The sequence below is a fragment of the Microcoleus sp. N9_A2 genome (assembly GCF_036701775.1).
In the GTDB taxonomy this organism is placed as follows: Bacteria; Cyanobacteriota; Cyanobacteriia; order Cyanobacteriales; family Microcoleaceae; genus Microcoleus.
Window position 1 is genome coordinate 141,717 of the sequence record NZ_JAUBRH010000011.1, and the last position, 21,647, is coordinate 163,363.

The 21,647-nt window shown below is 45.7% G+C and carries 16 protein-coding genes and 1 CRISPR repeat array (1 of these 17 only partly in view); of the genes, 9 read left to right on the forward strand and 7 right to left on the reverse strand.

The window, feature by feature from the left end:
• A CRISPR array of direct repeats spans positions 1–5,100; the repeat unit is 37 nt; unit sequence GCCGCAATCAAACTAAAACCCTATTAGGGATTGAAAC; it begins 3,465 nt to the left of the window's first position.
• Positions 5,101–5,227: 127 nt separating this feature from the next.
• The 4 genes from QUA44_RS09675 (at position 5,228) to QUA44_RS09690 (ending at position 10,823) form a co-directional block, all read left to right on the forward strand.
• Positions 5,228–5,377 (forward strand): transposase, encoded by a 150-nt coding sequence (locus tag QUA44_RS09675; RefSeq protein ID WP_445243644.1) that lies wholly within the window; start codon positions 5,228–5,230, stop codon positions 5,375–5,377.
• 124 nt (positions 5,378–5,501) lie between these two features.
• A complete protein-coding gene (locus tag QUA44_RS09680; protein ID WP_333249904.1) occupies positions 5,502–6,620 on the forward strand; it encodes an alkene reductase in 1,119 nt (372 codons plus the stop codon).
• A 521-nt stretch (positions 6,621–7,141) separates the two neighbouring features.
• Complete coding sequence (locus QUA44_RS09685) at positions 7,142–8,149, forward strand: protochlorophyllide reductase (protein ID WP_333249902.1); 1,008 nt, start codon at positions 7,142–7,144, stop codon at positions 8,147–8,149.
• A gap of 589 nt (positions 8,150–8,738) precedes the next feature.
• The gene (locus QUA44_RS09690; RefSeq protein WP_333249900.1) at positions 8,739–10,823 is read left to right on the forward strand and encodes a ShlB/FhaC/HecB family hemolysin secretion/activation protein; all 2,085 of its coding nucleotides are present in this window, start codon (positions 8,739–8,741) and stop codon (positions 10,821–10,823) included.
• A gap of 298 nt (positions 10,824–11,121) precedes the next feature.
• Here the strand turns inward: QUA44_RS09690 and QUA44_RS09695 are convergent, their stop codons facing one another.
• Both QUA44_RS09695 and QUA44_RS09700 read right to left on the reverse strand, forming a co-directional pair.
• The gene (locus QUA44_RS09695) at positions 11,122–12,486 is read right to left on the reverse strand and encodes a caspase, EACC1-associated type (RefSeq protein WP_333249898.1); all 1,365 of its coding nucleotides are present in this window, start codon (positions 12,484–12,486) and stop codon (positions 11,122–11,124) included.
• On the reverse strand, positions 12,479–12,868 hold the full coding sequence (locus QUA44_RS09700; protein ID WP_333249897.1) for a hypothetical protein: 390 nt from the start codon (positions 12,866–12,868) through the stop codon (positions 12,479–12,481). The genes QUA44_RS09695 and QUA44_RS09700 overlap by 8 nt, the downstream gene beginning before the upstream one ends.
• 136 nt (positions 12,869–13,004) lie before the next feature.
• Here QUA44_RS09700 and QUA44_RS09705 point away from each other — a divergent pair, with 136 nt between their 5' ends.
• Both QUA44_RS09705 and QUA44_RS09710 read left to right on the forward strand, forming a co-directional pair.
• Entirely contained in the window at positions 13,005–13,202 is a 198-nt protein-coding gene (locus QUA44_RS09705) for a hypothetical protein (RefSeq protein WP_333249895.1), read from the forward strand.
• A gap of 52 nt (positions 13,203–13,254) precedes the next feature.
• Positions 13,255–13,383 (forward strand): hypothetical protein, encoded by a 129-nt coding sequence (locus QUA44_RS09710; protein WP_333249894.1) that lies wholly within the window; start codon positions 13,255–13,257, stop codon positions 13,381–13,383.
• Positions 13,384–13,389: 6 nt separating this feature from the next.
• Here QUA44_RS09710 and QUA44_RS09715 read toward each other — a convergent pair whose 3' ends face one another.
• From QUA44_RS09715 to QUA44_RS09735, 5 genes are read right to left on the reverse strand one after another with little or no spacing between them, the layout of a single operon-like run.
• The gene (locus QUA44_RS09715; RefSeq protein WP_190657187.1) at positions 13,390–13,740 is read right to left on the reverse strand and encodes a DUF5615 family PIN-like protein; all 351 of its coding nucleotides are present in this window, start codon (positions 13,738–13,740) and stop codon (positions 13,390–13,392) included.
• Positions 13,734–14,072: a DUF433 domain-containing protein gene (locus QUA44_RS09720; RefSeq protein WP_333249891.1), complete on the reverse strand. Its 339-nt coding sequence runs from the start codon at positions 14,070–14,072 to the stop codon at positions 13,734–13,736. The genes QUA44_RS09715 and QUA44_RS09720 overlap by 7 nt, the downstream gene beginning before the upstream one ends.
• Positions 14,050–14,232: a hypothetical protein gene (locus tag QUA44_RS09725; protein ID WP_333249890.1), complete on the reverse strand. Its 183-nt coding sequence runs from the start codon at positions 14,230–14,232 to the stop codon at positions 14,050–14,052. The genes QUA44_RS09720 and QUA44_RS09725 overlap by 23 nt, the downstream gene beginning before the upstream one ends.
• Positions 14,229–14,444 carry a hypothetical protein gene (locus QUA44_RS09730; protein ID WP_333249888.1) on the reverse strand — a complete coding sequence of 72 codons (216 nt, stop codon included), beginning with the start codon at positions 14,442–14,444 and terminating at the stop codon, positions 14,229–14,231. Before QUA44_RS09730 ends, QUA44_RS09725 begins: the two co-directional genes overlap by 4 nt.
• 39 nt (positions 14,445–14,483) lie before the next feature.
• Positions 14,484–14,714 (reverse strand): DUF433 domain-containing protein, encoded by a 231-nt coding sequence (locus tag QUA44_RS09735; RefSeq protein WP_333249887.1) that lies wholly within the window; start codon positions 14,712–14,714, stop codon positions 14,484–14,486.
• 238 nt (positions 14,715–14,952) lie between these two features.
• On the opposite strand from QUA44_RS09735, the gene QUA44_RS09740 reads away from it, so the two are divergent.
• From QUA44_RS09740 to QUA44_RS09750, 3 genes are all read left to right on the forward strand, one after another.
• Positions 14,953–15,570 (forward strand): Uma2 family endonuclease, encoded by a 618-nt coding sequence (locus QUA44_RS09740; RefSeq protein WP_333249885.1) that lies wholly within the window; start codon positions 14,953–14,955, stop codon positions 15,568–15,570.
• Between the two features lie 106 nt (positions 15,571–15,676).
• Positions 15,677–18,631, forward strand: coding sequence for an S-layer family protein (locus QUA44_RS09745; RefSeq protein ID WP_333249883.1), 2,955 nt, complete (start codon positions 15,677–15,679; stop codon positions 18,629–18,631).
• Between the two features lie 65 nt (positions 18,632–18,696).
• Positions 18,697–21,588: a two-partner secretion domain-containing protein gene (locus QUA44_RS09750; protein WP_333249882.1), complete on the forward strand. Its 2,892-nt coding sequence runs from the start codon at positions 18,697–18,699 to the stop codon at positions 21,586–21,588.
• Positions 21,589–21,647 lie beyond the last annotated feature (59 nt).

The following is a 21,647-nucleotide window of genomic DNA, read 5'->3' on the forward strand; positions in this document are numbered from 1 at the left end:
CGCACCAACCGCGCCGCAATCAAACTAAAACCCTATTAGGGATTGAAACACGCTCTTGGACTTGCCTCAAGAGCTTGCATATTATGAGCGCCGCAATCAAACTAAAACCCTATTAGGGATTGAAACTTGGCAGGCTTATACTTAACTAAAGACGAATCGAAAGCGCCGCAATCAAACTAAAACCCTATTAGGGATTGAAACGAATCCCCCCTCCCACAAAAGAGAGGGGACTCGACCGCCGCAATCAAACTAAAACCCTATTAGGGATTGAAACTGGGGAAGTCGTGACTTGGCTAGCGGGTCCAATCGCTGCCGCAATCAAACTAAAACCCTATTAGGGATTGAAACCGAGTGGTGGAAACAGTGCCTCTATCGGAGACGGTAGTAAAGCCGCAATCAAACTAAAACCCTATTAGGGATTGAAACAGGTTACTTGGACGGAACTTCGGAAGAAATTTGCCGCAATCAAACTAAAACCCTATTAGGGATTGAAACTACTGTAATCGCTGGCTTCTTGTGGAAAGGTATCAGCCGCAATCAAACTAAAACCCTATTAGGGATTGAAACTCGATCGCCAAATCTACCAGTTCAGCCACAGCCTCTTCGCCGCAATCAAACTAAAACCCTATTAGGGATTGAAACTTTGTCGGTTGTGCGGCCGGCGTTGATGCTGCTGCCGCCGCAATCAAACTAAAACCCTATTAGGGATTGAAACTAATTTTAGCGATGAACAAATTGCATTCTTAGCTAAGGCCGCAATCAAACTAAAACCCTATTAGGGATTGAAACTTTCCTAGTGCCATCCGCGACGTAGTATTGTTTTGCCGCAATCAAACTAAAACCCTATTAGGGATTGAAACACGTAGGAATATTATAAATATAAAAAACCTACGTGACAGCCGCAATCAAACTAAAACCCTATTAGGGATTGAAACAAAATACGGAAGTTACAAGGGCTTGAAAGACTTTTGCCGCAATCAAACTAAAACCCTATTAGGGATTGAAACTGGCAAATAAATGGCTCAAGCCAGATTCCACGTTCATGCCGCAATCAAACTAAAACCCTATTAGGGATTGAAACTTTAAAGTGAAAGTGCAGCGAGGGTGCAACACAGCCGCAATCAAACTAAAACCCTATTAGGGATTGAAACAAGCTCAATATGAGATTTTTTTACATTTTTCATAGCAATGCCGCAATCAAACTAAAACCCTATTAGGGATTGAAACGATCGCCCCATCAGCCGCAAGCTGACGCACAATTCCGCCGCAATCAAACTAAAACCCTATTAGGGATTGAAACATACTATATTGTTGGCGCTGACACTGGTCAATGACGCCGCAATCAAACTAAAACCCTATTAGGGATTGAAACTTGACATAATTTGAACCACTCTCATAGAAGTTAAGCCGCAATCAAACTAAAACCCTATTAGGGATTGAAACTAAGCAGAAGCGCGTCAAGTAATCTTCAAGTTGCGCCGCAATCAAACTAAAACCCTATTAGGGATTGAAACTGGAAAGCCGTAAACTTTAGCTACCCGATTCTACCTCGCCGCAATCAAACTAAAACCCTATTAGGGATTGAAACTGAAGACTGGGGACAATACAAAGGCTGTTGGATGTGCCGCAATCAAACTAAAACCCTATTAGGGATTGAAACTTTTCTACATCTTTGTTGGCGGCAGAGATAGGCGATCGCAAGCCGCAATCAAACTAAAACCCTATTAGGGATTGAAACGGATAAAGTTTGCGACACAGTTGATAGCATTCTTGCCGCAATCAAACTAAAACCCTATTAGGGATTGAAACAAGGTTTGCCCCATTCATCTCGGGTGCAAATCCCATGCCGCAATCAAACTAAAACCCTATTAGGGATTGAAACTTAGGGCGGGGAACATAGCCGCCGATTCGCCTAGGCCGCAATCAAACTAAAACCCTATTAGGGATTGAAACTGCCTTTTCGCTTGACTTCACCGCCACCAGTAAAGCCGCGCCGCAATCAAACTAAAACCCTATTAGGGATTGAAACAAGAAGAAAAATTTAATTAGCGGATGTAGGTAATGCCGCAATCAAACTAAAACCCTATTAGGGATTGAAACGCCTTTAATTCCCAAATTTAATAAGCACATTGCAATGCCGCAATCAAACTAAAACCCTATTAGGGATTGAAACAGAGATTCAATACCTGTAGATACGAACGACAACAAAGCCGCAATCAAACTAAAACCCTATTAGGGATTGAAACTTTGCTTAATACTTCACCTTTCCGCAACTCTTCTAAAAGCCGCAATCAAACTAAAACCCTATTAGGGATTGAAACGCCAAGTCGATCGCCGAAGCTTACCGCCACAAATTAGCGTGGCGGCCGAGTGCCGCAATCAAACTAAAACCCTATTAGGGATTGAAACTTTTACTAGCATCGTTGCGCCAAGCTTTCTCACGCCGCAATCAAACTAAAACCCTATTAGGGATTGAAACGAGATCTCAGACTTGCTACCGGCATAACCCGCGATCGCCGCAATCAAACTAAAACCCTATTAGGGATTGAAACTGGTGGCATTATGGCGATCGACTTTGACGGGTCGCGCCGCAATCAAACTAAAACCCTATTAGGGATTGAAACTGTGAACTCGACAACCATCACCCCGGGCAGTGCCGCAATTAAACTAAAACCCTATTAGGGATTGAAACGAGGCACTTAGTCTTATCGAAAACCGCTCTAACGCCGCAATCAAACTAAAACCCTATTAGGGATTGAAACCTTGGCAATACCTCCACGTAATTTGTGGACGCAGCCGCAATCAAACTAAAACCCTATTAGGGATTGAAACATCCTCCACAATTAGGAGGCGGCAGCTCTAACAATCCGCGCCGCAATCAAACTAAAACCCTATTAGGGATTGAAACGTCAATATAGAGTGGTAGTTCTGACAATTCACCGATCGCCGCAATCAAACTAAAACCCTATTAGGGATTGAAACATCAGATCCGAAAGCCTTGACGACCCGACCGTGAGCCGCAATCAAACTAAAACCCTATTAGGGATTGAAACTGAAAGCACGGGCCGTCAGGTTGCGAGATTAGTAATGCCGCAATCAAACTAAAACCCTATTAGGGATTGAAACCAGTGTCTGAGTTGCTGTCAGTATTTCAAGGCTGAGCCGCAATCAAACTAAAACCCTATTAGGGATTGAAACTAGCCGATAAATTAGCTGATATATAAGATTTAGATAGCCGCAATCAAACTAAAACCCTATTAGGGATTGAAACGGAAGATTGGTACTGAAGGGAACCATTCAGGATGAGGCCGCAATCAAACTAAAACCCTATTAGGGATTGAAACAATATAGTTGAAAAAGCTAGTTTTCCTGAAAACCCAAGAGCCGCAATCAAACTAAAACCCTATTAGGGATTGAAACCCAAGTGAATCAATCTTAAATCAAATTGCTAATGCCGCAATCAAACTAAAACCCTATTAGGGATTGAAACCCGTGTGAAGTGCTGGAACAGTCAGAGTCGGCTCTAGAGCCGCAATCAAACTAAAACCCTATTAGGGATTGAAACCCGGTTCCGGTTCCACCTCGTTTTTAGCTAGCTGTTTTGCCGCAATCAAACTAAAACCCTATTAGGGATTGAAACTGCAGCTCATCCACCATAAAAGGCCTTTCGGTCTGCAAGGGCCGCAATCAAACTAAAACCCTATTAGGGATTGAAACTACCAATTACCGGGGCCCGATCGCGATTCATGCCGCCAAGCCGCAATCAAACTAAAACCCTATTAGGGATTGAAACATAAGTCCAATCAGCATCAAGCTGAGATAAAAGCGAGCCGCAATCAAACTAAAACCCTATTAGGGATTGAAACTTGGCACAGACCGGGGCTGGTGTAATTACCCCGGCCGCAATCAAACTAAAACCCTATTAGGGATTGAAACACAAATGCTTAAGGATAATACCTAGAGGCAATAAAGCCGCAATCAAACTAAAACCCTATTAGGGATTGAAACAAAGTCCTGAGCTTCGACAAAATTGAAATCCGCGCCGCAATCAAACTAAAACCCTATTAGGGATTGAAACAACTACGACGTAGCTACAGCAGCAGCAGAATGCTTAAAAGGCCGCAATCAAACTAAAACCCTATTAGGGATTGAAACTTTAAAAAATCGGGTTTTGTTGTTCCACAGCATCGCCGCAATCAAACTAAAACCCTATTAGGGATTGAAACAAATGCTGGCTTAGCTAAGAAATTACACGCACTCCGCCGCAATCAAACTAAAACCCTATTAGGGATTGAAACCAGAATTCTTCACAACCTCATACTCTATAAGGTTGCCGCAATCAAACTAAAACCCTATTAGGGATTGAAACAAGCGACACCGGAGCCGATTGATTTCAGATTGCTTGTGCCGCAATCAAACTAAAACCCTATTAGGGATTGAAACTTAAGTAGCTGGCATTCTCCGCAATCTTTTTGTGCCGCAATCAAACTAAAACCCTATTAGGGATTGAAACAAATTGGCTACCGATAAGCGACATTGGCACAAAACCAAGCCGCAATCAAACTAAAACCCTATTAGGGATTGAAACGTGTTGGTGACGACTGCTTGGACTTCAGGAGGAACAAGCCGCAATCAAACTAAAACCCTATTAGGGATTGAAACAATTCGCCCTGTTGTTTTGCCCACAGCAGATTCCCGCCGCAATCAAACTAAAACCCTATTAGGGATTGAAACTTGTGCTCTCATGGGTTCTTCATGCCCGATCTGAAAGCCGCAATCAAACTAAAACCCTATTAGGGATTGAAACTCTGGCAGATAACGCGCTTGCACTCCTTTTCTAGAGCCGCAATCAAACTAAAACCCTATTAGGGATTGAAACGCACAACTGCTTGGAGTAGCGATCGCCCAGGGCGTCAAGCCGCAATCAAACTAAAACCCTATTAGGGATTGAAACTCAGGCTGAGCGGGTGCGATCGGCGTAGCAGTATCAAGCCGCAATAAAGCTAAACCCCTATCAGGGATTGAAACTGATGTTTATACGTCAGAAGACGATCATCTTCCCGATTGCAATCAACCTAAAACCCTATCAGGGATTGAAACTTTCGGAAGTATTCACCAGAGGAGGAGACAGGAGGAAAGAGCGTATTCTTCTCCTGACTCCTGACTCCTGACTCCTTCTTCGCCGGAAACAAGTTTACTTCCAACACTTGTCACAGCACAGGTAGTGGTGATGGATAATCTCACATTTGATAAAAGTGGTCGGATTCAGGAATTGATTCAAACAACATGGTGTAGACTATTATATTTACCCCCATACTCTCCAGAGTTTAACAAAATTGAACAAAGAAGAGTCTTGGCTAAAAAGTCAAATTCGTAAACAGCTTGATGAGTTTGATTGCTTACATTTTGGCGACCCTTGGATGTCTTGCGCCTTGCATCCTAACACGGGCCGTTGCTATATGTGATTTCCCAGATTATTCAGTTGAAAAAATACCCAAATTATGACCACTCAAACAACTTCTCCACTCCTACTGGGCACCTTCAAAATCGGAGATTTATCCTTAAAAAACCGAGTAGTCATGGCACCCCTGACGAGAGCCAGAGCCGGTGAAGCGCGGATGCCCAACGCCTTGATGGCAGAGTATTACACTCAGCGAGCCTCCGCTGGTTTAATCATTACAGAAGCCACAGTGGTTTCTACTCAAGCTAATGGTTGGCTCAATACCCCCGGTATTTATTCAGACGAACAAGGCGAAGCTTGGAAACAAATTGTGACTGCGGTTCATGCCCACGAAACACCGATTTTCATGCAGCTTTGGCACTGCGGACGAGCTTCCCACAGCAGTTTTCATCAAAACAATCAATTGCCAGTTGCAGCATCTGCTATCAAAATAAACGGAGAAGGCATTCATACCCCTCTAGGCAAACAACCCTACGAAACCCCCCGCGCTCTAGAAACCGATGAAATCTCCCTGGTTGTAGAAGATTATCGCAAGGCGGCCCAACGGGCAAAAATGGCAGGTTTTGATGGTGTAGAAATTCACGCGGCAAACGGCTATCTCATTGACACATTCCTGCAAACCAAAACCAATCACCGCAATGATTTCTATGGCGGCACAGTTGAAAACCGTTACCGTTTTCTTAAGGAAATTGTCGAGGCGATTATCACAGTATTTCCGGCAAACAGAGTGGGAGTTAGACTTTCTCCCAATGGTGTTTACAATGATATGGGTTCTCCTAGTTATCGAGAAGATTTTCTGTATTTCGCGCGGCAGTTAAATGCCTATAATTTAGCTTACCTTCACTTGGTGGACGGTCTAGCATTTGGCTTTCATGAATTGGGAACGCCGATGATGATAGGTGAGTTTCGCGATGTGTTTACAGGGCCGCTCGTTGGCAACTGCGGATATACTCAAGAGCAGGCTGAAACTGCCCTGAGCAGCAAAGTTGCGGATTTAATTGCTTTTGGTCGGAATTTTATCAGCAATCCTGACTTGGTAGAGCGTTTTACTAATGGTTGGCCGCTCAATCCGCCTGCTGAAATGGGCGTCTGGTATTCTTTTGGCCCTGAAGGTTATATCGATTTCCCTACCTATCAGGAACCGGCAGCTATTTCTTAGTTGAGTTGGTTGGGGCGGGTTGATCAATAATATCATTTCCGGTAACACCGGAATGATGTTGACTGTTGACTGTTGACTGTTGACGGTTGACGCCGTGAACAGTCAACCGTCAACAGTCAACTCGAATTTACTATTCCGATGCTAACGGATTTGATATAAATACCGAGTATGTGCATCATAGATAATTGTCAACCCGCCCCCTAAAAGATGTATGGTTAATTTCTCCACATAAGAATCGAAGTTGGACTCATATTTAATTTTCATCGCCCGTTGAAAACGAGTATTTATTATTTGTAAAAACACTTCTTCTGGCTCCTGCCTCCCGTCTCCTGCCTCCTGCCCCCTGCCTCCCGTCTCCTGCCTCCAATTTCTAGCTTGGCCGCAAAAGTGAGAGCATCCCGGTTGAGATCGAGAACGTTTCCCCATATCCTAATAATCATAGGGTACTTCAAAACATCCAAGCTGCTAGCTCAGCGTTTGAGTGCCTGAAAAAAATCAATAGCGGAAGCGCTTTTAACAAGATGGCACAAAATCACAAATCAACGGTTATCATTACCGGCGCTTCCTCCGGCGTCGGTTTGTACGGCGCGAAAGCTCTCGCAGACAAAGGATGGCACGTAGTCATGGCCTGTCGGGACGTGCGGAAAGCCGGAGACGCCGCCCGAGAGTTGGGTATACCTGAAGGCAGTTTCTCCATCATGGAGATTGACTTGGGCGATTTGGAGAGCGTGCGTCGGTTTGCTCGGGCATTTAAGGCAAGTGGCAGGCCTCTGGACGCTTTGGTGTGCAACGCGGCCATTTATATGCCTTTGATTAAGGAACCGCTGCGAAGCCCGGAGGGTTACGAGTTGACGATGACTACCAATCACCTGGGTCATTTCCTGCTGTGCAACCTGATGATGGAAAATATGAAGCCTTCCTATTATTCCGATGCGAGAATCGTGATTTTGGGAACTGTGACTCACAATCCAGACGAGTTGGGTGGGAAGATTCCGCCGCGCCCGGATTTGGGCAAGTTTGAGGGTTTTGAAGCGGGTTTCAAAGACCCGATTTCGATGGTTGATGGCAAGAAGTTTGAACCGGTCAAGGCTTACAAAGATAGCAAAGTTTGCAATGTGCTGACGATGGGGGAATTGCACCGCCGCTTTCACGAATCCACGGGGATTACTTTCACTTCGCTGTATCCGGGATGCGTTGCGGATACGCCGCTTTTCCGCAACCACTATCCTTTGTTTCAGAAGCTGTTCCCGCTGTTTCAGAAGAATATCACCGGCGGTTACGTGTCGCAGGAGTTGGCGGGGGAAAGGCTGGCGATGGTGGTTGCTGATTCAGAATACAAGCAATCTGGGGCTTATTGGAGTTGGGGAAATCGCCAGAAAAAAGATGGCAAGTCTTTTGTACAGAAGGTTTCTCCCCAGGCCCGCGATGATGAAAAAGGCGAGCGAATGTGGGAGTTGAGTGCTAAGTTGGTGGGATTGACTGACGGGGCTCAAATGGGTGCTGCGGCTGGTGCGGGCCGGTCTGCATAATTCAAAGTTACAAATCCCCTTGATCAGGCTTGGCGGTTGAAACGGCGTCTACGCACAGGATGTGGGTAGACGCGGACTCAATAATCAAGGGGGTATTAAAGTCGGATTTGGTATGATGCACCAAAATAAAAGAAACCGGGTTTTTGAGTGGCTCTGCAGGTTGTAACTCACATCTTGCACTATTAAGAACAGGCAAGATGCCTGTTCATAAAAAGATTATTGAGAATGGTGCCAGAGCTCAGTTGTAGCGAGTCTTTTCGGACACAACCCGGTTTCTGGTTTACCCTGGCGTGCAGGGCTATTCTGGTCGCGGCACTAGCATGAAAGCGTAGGTTTTGCAACCCAAAATACCGGGTTTTTTTTACGGTTTACGATCGACTTACACGATATTTTTTCGGATAAGAACCCGGTTGGTGCGTAAGTCTTGGGAAATGAACAGCCGTCGATCGACCTTTTGGTTTGTAGCGTCGCCGAAACAGTGGGCTGCGACGGCTGTTCCCTTTTGTGCTGTTAAGATTGATTTTTACTTGAGGGTGCTCACTTCCTGAAAATATTTTCCCCCACATAAGCGAAATAATAATTATATCCTATGGCTTGTCGATCGCAAAAACTATTTTTACTCGCAGGAATTTTTGGGTTAGTTTGGCTGGGAAAACCAGCGAAAACATCCGCGAGCAACGTTGAAATTTTGACCTCAAATGTTGAGGATTTGGCAGCAGTCAGCAGCGGAGCCGATCGAGCTTTAGCCCCCAACGATACCACTTTTGACAAACGCGAAGACTTGCCTGTAAAAGACGAGGAAACGCAGTTACCCGCTGAATCAGAACGATCGGCTTTGGCGACAACTCTACCCTTATCCGCACCTGCAGAAACTGCCGACTTAGAGTCGGAAGCGGCAAATTCAGCCGTTAGCGAAGCCCTCGGAGAGGATCGCACATTCAGCACAAAAACTCAAGAAACCGAGATTTTTAACTCAGATCAAAAACTAGAAGAAAAAATTGACCCAAAAAAAACCGATTTGGGTATCGATCGACCTTTACAACTAAGCCAACTGCCCAACCCAATTCAGCCGCGAAAACCCGAATTACCAGCTTCTGAGCCACCAGAACCCCCTGCGCCGTCTCCCCTCCAACCCACCCAACCAACACCCGTTGAAAGCGAAATTAGACCAGGCATTCTGGGTACAATTAAGGTCGCTGGCTTTGAATTTGAGGGCAACACGGCTTTTAGCGATCGCGAACTCGCAGAAGTTACGCAACAGTTTGCCGGCCGCGAAATCACCTTTGCCGAACTGATCGCAGCCGAAGCAGCCGTCACTCAAAAATATGTAGCAGCAGGATACATCAATTCCGGGGCTGTAATTCCCGCTAACCAAACCTTTCCGAGAGAAGGAGGTGTGGTGAAAATTCGGATTGTAGAAGGCGGATTAGATGAAATTGTGATTACTGGAAACAGGCGCTTAAATTCAAATTACGTGCGATCGCGCCTAGAACGCGCTACCAGACGCCCCCTCAACCGAGATCGGTTGCTGGAAGCCTTGCAACTGCTGCAACTAGACCCCTTAATTGCTAATATTTCCGCCGAATTGCAAGCCGGAAGCCGCCCGGAAAACAGCCGCTTAGAAGTGCGCGTCAAAGAAGCAGACAACTTTAGCGCTGAAGTGTTTGCAGACAACAATCGATCGCCCAGCGTCGGCAGTTTTCGGCGCGGTGTTCGCATAAATCAAGCAAATTTGCTCGGTTTGGGCGACGGATTAGAGGTATCTTATGCTAACACCGACGGCAGCAACGAATTCAACGGCAGCTACACAGTCCCCGTCAACGCGCGCAACGGCACGATTGGGTTCGCTGCGAGTGCTGCTAGCACCAATATCATTGAGGAACCGTTTGATGCTGCTGAAATTGAGGGGAAATCGCGGACTTACGAATTAACTTACCGCCAGCCGATTGTCGAAAAGCCCGATCGCACTTTGGCTTTGGGACTGAGTTTTTCGCGGCAAGAAAGCGATACATTCCTGTCAGGCGAACGATTTGCGCTTTCGGCGGGAGCAAACGATCGCGGCGAAACGCGGGTTTCGGCTGTGCGGTTTTTTCAAGAATACGTGCAGCGGAGTTCCAGCCAAGTATTTGCGGCGCGATCGCAATTCTCCGTCGGTACTAATCTGTTCGGCGCGACTGCGAACGATAGCGGCCCTGACAGCCACTTTCTGGCGTGGCGCGGACAAGCGCAGTACGTGCGGCTGTTAGCGCCCGAAACCTTGCTGATTGTGCGTTCTGACATTCAATTAGCCGATCGCCCCCTGCTTTCCCTCGAACAAATTGGGATCGGTGGCGTTCAAAGCGTGCGCGGATACCGCCAAGATTTGCTGTTAACTGATAGCGGTGCGATCGCCTCTGCTGAAGTGCGAATCCCGGTTTGGCGTGTCCCAGAAGTCCAAGGGTTGTTGCAAGTCGCTCCGTTTATCGATTTTGGGGTAGGGTGGAACCATTCGGAGGAAAAGGCGAATCCTGAGTCGGATAAACTGCTGGGTGCGGGTTTGGGCCTAGTTTGGCAGATGGGCGATCGGTTGAATGTACGCTTAGACTATGGTATTCCTTTGATAAATGCTCGATCGGGCGATCGAACTTTGCAGGAAAAAGGTTTCTACTTTCGGATTAATTACTTTGCTTTCTAAATTGTAGGTTGGGTTGAGTGCGATCGAACCCCAACACTTTAGACCTCTTCAACAATTATTGTGGAACAGGCATCTTGCCTGTTCAATACTGACTTTTGTGGAGATTTCTTTTCATCTGCTCAAAAAGCGACACTGAAAGCGTTAGGGGCTTTGATTTGACACTCTCGATCGAGAGTCCGAATCATCTCCAAGGTCCGACAACATTTACGAGATAACGACCCCAGTCAGTGGCTGCCAGTATCTCCAATTCTGCATTAAGATGCCAGCCAGTCCGCTGCACTGAGCTTGTTAGACTAGCTCATTTAAAAGCATATAGTGTTGTTCCCCTTTTACTTTTCTTGATACGCAATTTATTTGAGTCAAAGAGCTGTTGGAAACATTGATCAATCTCTTTCGTCGAATAGTTACCAAATAATCCGTAACCGGGTTGCTTTGCTCCCCATCCCCGAATACGTGAAGCATTGAAAAACCAGGTAGAGTAGTGTTCTAAGAATTTAAGGAGCAGAGGGGTAAGCTCATCATGTTCAAGTACCACTGCAAAAGATGGGATTTCATCTTGCGGATCAGAGCTTGTAGCATCAGGTTGTTGTTGGAGAAATAATTGGTAAATCTCTTCCTCAATCTCATGCACATCCTGATCTTCTAAACCCAGCACCTCATATCGCCATTCCTTTAAGCGCTCTAAGGTCTGTTCATCAATAGGGAAATTAGAGTTACATTTTTCGATATATTTTTCTTCATATCGTTTTAGATTCTCTAAACGTATATGTGCAGGCTCTAATACACTCTCAATGATTCCCTTTGCTTTTTCACGAGATATACCAAGTCTCTGTCTTTTCGCTTCTAATATTTCTTCAGCTTCTCTATCAATAATTTTTACTTGTTTATAGTCAACATATTTCTCAACCAATTGACGATATTCCATCTCTGGTTCTCGTGGAACGTAGAACAGCAAAATATCATATCCCTCATCATCCAAGATGATATCTGGTTTCATATTGGGCTTAATTGCCTGAACCTTTGATTTTGCATATTTGTGTAACTCGTGAACATAAATCTTGCCATCTCCATTTTCATCTGCTGCACCAGTCTCGATTCCTTCTACTAGATATTGGGTGTATAGGGAAAGAGAGGCATCCTCATGTTGATGAGATACCTGAGTTGCTGTTGAGGAAGTTAGAACTACTCTACCTTCTGCACCAAGTTCCCTTTTGATGTCCAGCCCCACACTTTTTGATTGCCAACCATTTGCAAAAGCACCACTGTAGCAGCAATCTAAGACAATTACCTGCCGCTTGGCGTAGCAATTTTTGGAGAGCTTTTGTATAAAGTTTGCTTCAACTGAGGTAGCTTCAAAATCATCCCTAGCTGTCAGGCAAGTAGCTAAATATAAATGATTATCATCATCAGTGATTCCATGACCAGAGAAGAATAGTAGAATTAAATCTTCTTTTCTTGCATTCTTAAACAATCTTTGAATTGATTGTTTCATTAAAACAAGATCAGGGTTGATTAAAGGAATTATTTCATCAAATGCTCCTAATTTTAAATTTTGTAATACCCTTTGTAAGGCTGTTACATCATTGGGTGGGGCTGATAATGAAGGTATACCTTCGCCATACTCACTGACGCCCACAAGAAGAGCAATCTTTCTTTCAGCCATTGCTTGTCCCACCCATTGCTGCAATTAAATTCAATATTGTTCTTTCAGCTTCTGCTAGCTCCTGGCGACTCTTAGCTTCAATCTCAACTTCCTTCTCACCTAATTTAACTTTGAGTTTAATGGTTTTGTCTACCAACCGATCATTAAGGAAACTAAAGAACGCCGTAATATTTTTAACACTTACTTCTGCTGTCAACATACCTACCAACGTGGCCAACCCTTTACTGGTCACTTCTGGGTATAAATCTTCTGCGCGATCGGCTCTCACTACTGCATCTAAATCACGTACTTCTGGTAGAAGTTTGCTAGCAAATTTCCGCCTTTCTTCGTCTTCCAAGTTGGAATCTAATAACCCAAATATGAATTTGACTGTATCACTCATTTTGCTTGCCTTTAGATAGTTGCAACAATTAATTGTATCGCAGTTGCGGTACAATACTGAATATAGCCCAATAATACCGCAGATCGATAATGTATGTCAACCCCTTCTTACTCCCCATCAGAATCTCTTTATTACAATGCTACCCGAACAATTAATTGAACCCTTGAAGCAGCAATTAAATTATGCCAAATCGCTTCATGCTTTGGATTTAGCAGAAGGATTAGGTGCGGTAGAAGGCTCTCCTGATTTTGAGGTGATAACCAAACCACATATCCTTACTCCGAGGGCATTACAGAATCGCGAACAGTTGTGCTTGATATTGTATACACCATAAACCCAGGAGAGCCCGGTAGAATTACCCTATGCCTTAGCTCGGAAATATCCCCATGCTGCCAGAAGTTGGGAATGGCAGTATGTATTCCCGTCGCCAACTCGTTCTCTACATCCTGAAACCGAGCTTAGAGGAAGACATCAATCGATCGCCCCATATTCATTTGTATCAATTTCAGTATTAGACCGCTTCACCACGGGAGGTACTGAATTTGACCTTCCAACTCTCCCTCCTGACTGCACTCTACAAGGACAAGAATATCCTCAATCACTCGTCCGATCGGAGCATCCGTGCTAATTTCGATCACCCCTGGCATCGGCTGACTTTGCCTCACTCGATCGTAGGCATAGCGAGTAATCGTAGCGACATCGTGAGTCAGCAGAATACGCCCTTCCTGCGCTGCCCACTCTAAAACGGTTGGATCATCTTTCCCTGACAGCCCAACATCTTGTACACGAACGATGTCGAGCTTTAGGTTACGGCGAAATAACCCTCGAACGATCGTATTATCGAAGTTTTCATCAGCAAGAAGTTTTAACATGGTTCTTGCACTGTTCTGCGGGCAAGCAGGCGATCGCGCAAGCCTTGTGGGTCGAATTTTGCTTGATTCATAGCGCGAATCTCAAGAGATTGCTGCCGTCGCTGTTGCAAGTAAGCTTCTACTTCCGATTCGTGCTTGAGATAGAAGGCGATCGTGGCATAAACGTCAGCTAGATTCAGAGACGGATAGCGATAAACAATTTCCTCTGCGGTCGCGCCCTCCTGAAAGACAGCGATTACAGTATCTAATGTAACGCGAGTTTTTCCGACGAGAATCACACCATCTTCATTTGCATTTAAAGGAGCAGGTTCAGCCACGATTGTCAGTGTCATAAGCATCTTCAAATTCAATATCCCAATAGTAGCAAATCTTCCTAGCCGTTTGGAATTCTGATAGCGGGTAATGAGCCATGCGCCTCGAAAGGTTGCTAAAATCTCTCCCTGCTTGACGTTGAAGAATACTCAGATGATCTGTATCCAGTAAATATTTCATAGCTCATCTTCAGCTTCGAGGAAAGACTCATCCCCTTGGCGAATCGCTCGTCCTAATGCAAGTAGCTCTTCAAAGGCAGGTTCATCTTTGAAAGACCCTATAATTTGTTGCAACCAATTCGTCGGTTGAGAAGCCACCATTTGCTTCTGCAACTGGGCGATCGCTGCTTCCACTGCTGCAAGCCGTTCCTCTAAAGAAGTGTTAATTGCCATTTGAGTTTCCCTAATTAATCCTTCCTATCCTAAAGTATTTCATGCGGATAAAGGAGCGGTCATAAACCGACGCTCGCGGTCAGCAGCATAAGCAATGCAGGCTTTTAAATCTTGTCGCGTCAGATCGGGGAAATCGTCCAGAATTTCTGCTTCTGTCATCTCGGAAGCCAGGTACTCAAGCACTTCATAAACCGTAATTCGCAAGCCGCGTACACAAGGCTTACCACCGCGTTTATTTGCTTCGATCGTGATGTGGTTTCGGTAGTTCATAAAAAAGCTTGGTAAGATTGTGTTTTCGACCTTTGCAAAATCTTAGCTTATGGCTGTGGATCTGGCAACGTTGTCAGTTATTTTTAGCGCTGACGGTCAAATTTTATTAAGTGGCGGTCTCGATCGCTACTTGGGTCGCGATCGGGGACGATCGCACTGATACGATCCAAATATATAATTATGATGGAACCGGAAACGATATAAATCCTAACCTAGTTAACACAAGAGGGCTTGTCTTATGGTTCAGACAAAAACTAAACTAACATTTGCAGAGTTTCTCGAAAAGTACCCAGACGGATCGGGCATCTACGAACTTGTAAAGGGAGAGATTGTCAAAGTGGAAGCAACCAGAGCTCATAAAAATGTGGGACGATTTCTAGTATTTGGCTTTAACGATGAAATCAGGCGCTTGGGACTTGACTATATCGTTGACAAAGATATAGTTTTCAGAACTGTAACAGCTTCAGGACAAGAACAAGGCAGAAATCCTGATGTAGGCGTGGTTAAGGCATCAGTATGGAACAGCAATGTACGCGGCTACGGATCCCTTACCGAACCTATCCAATTAGCAGTAGAAGTTACCTCAACTAACTGGGAAGACGACTATGTGGATAAGCTAGATGAGTATCAAAGGCTCGGCATTTGTGAGTATTGGATTGTGGACTATTTAGCGATCGCTTCTAGGGCTTATCTAGGAAATCCCAAAATTCCCACTGTTTTCGTTTATTATTTGGAAAATGGCAGTTATTTAGTTCAAAGTTTTACAGGTAATGAGCGCATTATATCTAAAACTTTTCCAGAACTAGAAATCACAGTCGAGCAACTTGTACTCAGCAGCCAAATTCAAAACATTTAGAGAAACGAGATGAGATTACACCGAGAATTTTTATCCTGGAAAGAGTGTTTTTATGCCTCCCGTCCATTACTCTTTACTATTTTCACCCTTCTCAAAAACAGGCAAGATGCCTGTTCCACAAATACTAGATTTTACTACTATGGTGTGGGCATTTTGGCCGCCCGTAAGTTACTCGCTACTGTTTGCTTTCCTGTTGCTATTTCCCTCGAAAACCTTCGCCCAAATCATCCCCGATAATACCCTGGGGGCGGAAAGTTCGCGCACAGTTCCCGATACTATCAACAATTTACCCTCCGATAGAATCACTGGCGGCGCAACTCGCGGCGTTAACCTATTTCACAGCTTGCGCGAATTCAACATTCAAGGCGGGCGGGGAGCTTATTTTGAAAATCCCAGCGGAATTACGAACATCTTCACCCGCGTTACGGGCCCAAACTCCTCAAATATTTTAGGAACTCTGGGAGTTTTAGGCAACGGCAACTTATTTTTAATTAATCCGAAAGGAATTATATTCGGGCCGAATGCGCGGTTAGATTTGCGCGGTTCCTTTATCGGTTCAACCGCTGACAGTATTGTGTTTAATAACGGCGTTGAATTTAGCAGCACAAACCCGCAAACATCCCCGCTGTTAACAGTTAATATTCCCGTTGGTTTAAGATTTAGAGACAATCCTGGTGCAATTGTCAATCAATCGACGGCTATAGGAAAGGTAAACCTGCCAGCCTCTGCTGTGGCAATCCCGATTAGCGATCGAGTTGGTTTAGCCGTAGATCCAGGTCAAACTTTAGCCTTAATTGGCGGCGATATCCAACTCCCAGGCGGCAATTTAACCGCCAGCAGCGGACAAATTTTACTCGGTAGCGCAGCCAGTCCCGGTTTAGTTAATTTCGCACTGAATCCTCCTGTTACTTTGCAGGGTAATTTAACTGTTAATTATGACAAGATTCAGAACTTCGGCAATATTCAAATAGCCGATGGCACACTCATCAACACCAGCGGAATTGGTGGCGGCCGAGTAGAGTTAAAAGGTGGAAATGTCGCCCTCAGCGGTGCGCGAATTTATGCGCTGACACTGGGAAATATTGATGGTAGAGGTATCGAGATCAGCGCCCAAAAGTTGCGAGTGGAAAACGGAACGCAATTTTCTACCCTGACTCTAGGAGATGGTGCAGGAGGCAATATCAACATCCGCGCTGCTGATTCAGTAGAAATGATCGGGCTGGGAGTTGAGGGCTATCAACAGCTTTCAATTAAATATTTGGTATCGGGAACTACAGACCCGTTTGACCCACTATTTGTGCTGTTTAATGCTAGTGCAGGCGCTGGTTCGGGGGGGGATATTACGATCGACACCGGCCGCCTGCTCTTCAACAATGGGGTAGTAGGTAGCGGCATCGCTTTTGGCGGTGGAAATGGCGGAAATTTAATCATTCGCGCCAATACTTTTGAGATGGTGGGTTCTGGAATTAACAACGGGACAGCTAAAGAAAGTACCGGTGCGGGAGGAAGCATTAGTGTTGATGTCGCGAGATTAATTATGCGCGATGGTTCTATTCTCGGTACGACGAGCTACAGCAGCGGCCCGTCAGGGAATATCAACATTAAAGCTGCTGAATCAGTAGAATTGTCTAACAGCGGCCCGACAACAGTTGTGTCAACCGGAATTAGCACGCTGAGTATCGGCTCAAACGGAAGGGCGGGGAATATTAACGTCGATACCAAGCGGTTGACTCTCTCTGGGGGTTCTGCGTTTACAGTAGGATCGGGTGTGTTAATTGGCAGGTTTTTGTTTTCTAGGGATGGGGGGCCTGCTGGAAATTTAACAGTTACGGCTACTGAATCAGTAGAAATTTCAGGTATTTCTCAACTTCTGACCAGCGGAATTCAGAGTGCTAGTGCGCTGAGTTCTGGAACTTTGAGCTCTAGTCCGGGCGGGGATATTCGCATTGATACGCCAAGCCTAACCGTGCGGGATGGGGGGGTAATTTCTACGAGTTCTTTGGGGGTGGGAGATGTGGGGAATATTACTGTTAATGCCGATCGCATTCAAGTCAGCGGCAGCGGTAATAACGGTTTGTTTGTCAGTACAATTGATGCTTCGGTGGGCAAGATATTTGGTACTAATCCCAATGCTACAGCAAATGCCGGTTCGTTGAATCTGACGGCGCGCGATCGACTAATCGTCAAAGATGGAGCTACAGTGACAGTGCAGGCTACGGGAACCGGACGGGCTGGTAATATCAATATTGTCGCAAATTCGATCGCCCTTGACAACCAAGCAAGAATTGACGGCACGACTGTATCCGGTACAGGAGCAAATATTAACCTGCAATCACAAGACATCCAATTGCGCCGCAACAGCCGAATTACCACGGATGCGGGCAATTCTGACGGCGGCAATATCAACATCAACAGCGACATTCTTGTCGCCCTCCCGCAAGAAAACAGCGACATTACAGCCAACGCCCGCACAGCAGGCGGCGGCCGCGTGAATATCAATGTCCCCAATGTTTTTGGGTTTACAGCAGCGAGTCGCGAACAAGTTAGAAACAGGTTGGGGCTCAGTGACGCCCAATTTGCAGCGTTGCAAGTAAGTCCTACTTCTCTGCTTCCAAGCAGCGACATCGCCGCGATTTCCCAAAGTGTCGGCCCGGCTTTGCAAGGGGCGGTAACATTTAGTTCTTTTGGAGTGAATCCGGCTCAAGGTTTAGTGGAACTGCCGCAAAATGTGGTCAATCCGGCTGCGTTAATTGCTGCAAATCCCTGCATCCGAGGGGCTGAGAATGAGTTTACTGTGACTGGACGGGGGGGATTGCCACCGAGTCCTCACGATGCCCTCACCAGTAATTCTAGCCAGTTTAATTGGGTGGAACCAGCGGTAGGTGCAAGTCAGCAAGTAGAAGGCCTCATAGCATCCATAGAACTTCGGCCAACAGAAATTATTCCCGCTCAAGGTTGGGTAATGGACGATCGAGGACAAGTAACGCTGTTAGCCTATAATTCTGGTGGTGGTGCATCTATTCGCAGTCCGAAATCGACCGGTGTTTGCGTACCTCAATAGGTACTCTTCAGGTTTTAGCTAATCCCTCGCTATTTTTCTCATATTAAATTAACAAAACTTCAAAGATGCGCTGCCAATCTTCCGCCCTTTTTTTTGCATTCTTACTGCTGTTTCCTGTCCGTGCGATCGCCCAAATCATCCCCGATAATAGCTTGGGTGCAGAAAGTTCGCGCACAGTTCCCGATACGATTAATAACTTACCATCGGACAGAATAGAAGGCGGTGCAACTCGCGGAGTAAATTTATTTCACAGCTTACGAGAATTTAACGTGGGTGAAGGCAGAGGAGCATATTTTGCCAATCCTAACGGGATTGCCAATATTTTTACCCGCGTTACTGGGGGCAATCCTTCTAATATTTTAGGTGTGTTAGGAGTCCAAGGAAATGCCAACTTATTTTTACTTAATCCCAAAGGAATTGTCTTTGGTTCTAATGCGAGGTTAGATTTGCGTGGTTCCTTTTTAGCAAGTTCTGCTGATAGCGTATTTTTCAATAATGGCTATCAATTTAGCAGTAGCAATTCGCAATCAGTACCGCTGTTAAATGTCAATATACCTATCGGTTTAAATTTTCGAGAAAATTCTGGTAAAATCATTAACAATTCAGCAGCACCAGCCTTGAATTTACCACAATTACCTCCGGGAATCCCGCCGATTTTCAATAACATGGGCTTAGCAGTTGCTCCCGGACAAACTCTTGCCATAGTGGGCGGAGATATTGAATTAAATCAGGGAACACTCACTGCATCAACCGGACAAATTTTGCTGGGTAGCGTCGCTAGTCCGGGGATGGTTGGATTGGGGGTAACGCCATTTGGATTAAGTTTAAACTATGACAAAATTGCCAACTTTGGTAATATTGAAATGACCAACGGCTCACTGATCAATACCAGTGGACTTGGTGGTGGCAAAGTCGAGATTCGAGGTGGAAATGTCAACCTCAATAATGGGCGAATTTATGCCCTGACTTTGGGAAATATTGATGGCAGGGCGATCGGCATTAACGCTCAAAATTTTCTAGCCCAAGGTGGAACGCAAATCTCCACAATGACAGTAGGAAGTGGTGCCGGAGGCGCGATCGACATCCGCGCTACCGACTCAGTAGAAACGCTCGGAATTGGATTAGATAACTATAGAGTGTTTGGTGGTCAGTATACGGTATCGGGCTCTTTCGACCCTTTTGACCCACAACTTGTGCTGATAACTGGCACTAATAGCATGGGAGCCGCCGGAAACATCACGATCGATACGGGAAAACTGTTGATAAACAATGGAAGCGCATTGACTACCACCACGTTAGGTGGTGGCAACGCCGGAAATATTACCATCCGTACCGGGGTTTTAGATATGGTCGCTTCTGCAATCCACAGTGGCCCACTTTTGGGGAGTACGGGTACGGGAGGAAATATCACCTTTGAGGGAGAACGTTTAACCGTAAGCGATGGTGCTGCTGTGATCAGCCTCACCCGCGGTGAAGGAGGAGCGGGGAATATCAACATTAAAGCGAATGAATCAGTAGAAGTGCTGCGGACTCCCACTGGAAGTCCCGTAGCAAGTTTAATTGGGTCAACTGCGAGCGGTGTGAATGGGCAAGCCGGGGACATTAATATCGACACGAAGCGGTTGAGGATCTCCCAAGGAGGCGGAATTAGTTTATCTAGCGGAGCAGTTGTGGGCAACCAACCGTTGAATACAACTGGGGGGCCTGGAGGTAATTTGACAGTTAGGGCCACTGAGTCAGTAACAGTCGAGGGTTTTTCTGGAGTTTTGGCGAACGGCAGTCGGAATCCCAGTTTCATCTGCGCTGATGCCAATACTGCTAATCGGGGAGGGAGTATCAACATTTCTACACCTGTACTGACTCTCCGGGATGGAGGAGTTATTAGCACTGCATCTTTAGGCCAAGGAGATGCCGGAAGCATCACAATTGATGCGGGTCGTGTAGAAGTTATTGGGAATGGGGGTCAAGGTGAATTTAACAGTCAAATTCAGACTTCCGTTGGGATTGCATCTGACCTTATAGATCCCAATGCTACGGCTAACGGAGGTTCGTTGAATCTGAATGTCGGGCAATTGATTCTTCGCAATGGGGGAACACTCAATCTGCAAGCATTGGGATCGGGACGGGCTGGTAACATTAACGTCAAAGCAGATTCAATTTCCCTTGACAACCAAAGCAGCATTGACGGTAGAACGGCATCCGGTCCCGGAGCAAATATTAACCTCGAAGCACGAGATGTCCAGTTGCGCCGAGGGAGCAGAATTACAACTGATGCAAGTATTTCTGATGGTGGCAATATCAACATTAAAAGCGATATTCTGGTCGCCCTGCCGCAAGAAAATAGCGATATTACTGCTAATGCGCGATCGGCTCAAGGTGGTCGCGTTAATATTAATGTCCCCAATGTTTTTGGGTTTACCTCAGTCACTCGCGAACAGGTTCGAGCGAGTTTGGGATTAACAGATGATCAATTTGGTGCGTTGCAAGTAAGTCCTACATCTTTAATTCCTACCAGCGATATTGCGGCGATTTCTCAAAGTAGCGGCCCGGCTTTGCAAGGTACTGTTACATTTAGTTCTTCTGGGGTAAATCCCGCTCAAGGTTTAGTGGAACTGCCACAAAATGTGGTGAATCCGGCTGCGTTAATTGCTGCAAATCCCTGCATCCAAGGAGCCGAGAGCGAGTTTACAGCGACTGGGAAAGGAGGAGTGCCTCCAAGTCCTAATGATGTCCTCAGCAGCCCTCTATCGCCGTTGCCGTGGGTGGAACCAGCCGTAGGTGGAAGTCAGCAAATAGAAGGCCTCATACCATCCATAGAAATTATACCAACACAAATTATTCCTGCTCAAGGTTGGGTAATGGACGATCGAGGACAAGTAACGCTGGTAGCCTATAATGCTGGTGGTGGTGCATCTCTTCGCAGTCCGAAATCGACGGGTGTTTGCGTACCTCAATAGGTACTCTTCAGGTTTTAGCTAACCCCTCGCTATTTTCCTCATACTAAATACCAAATTAA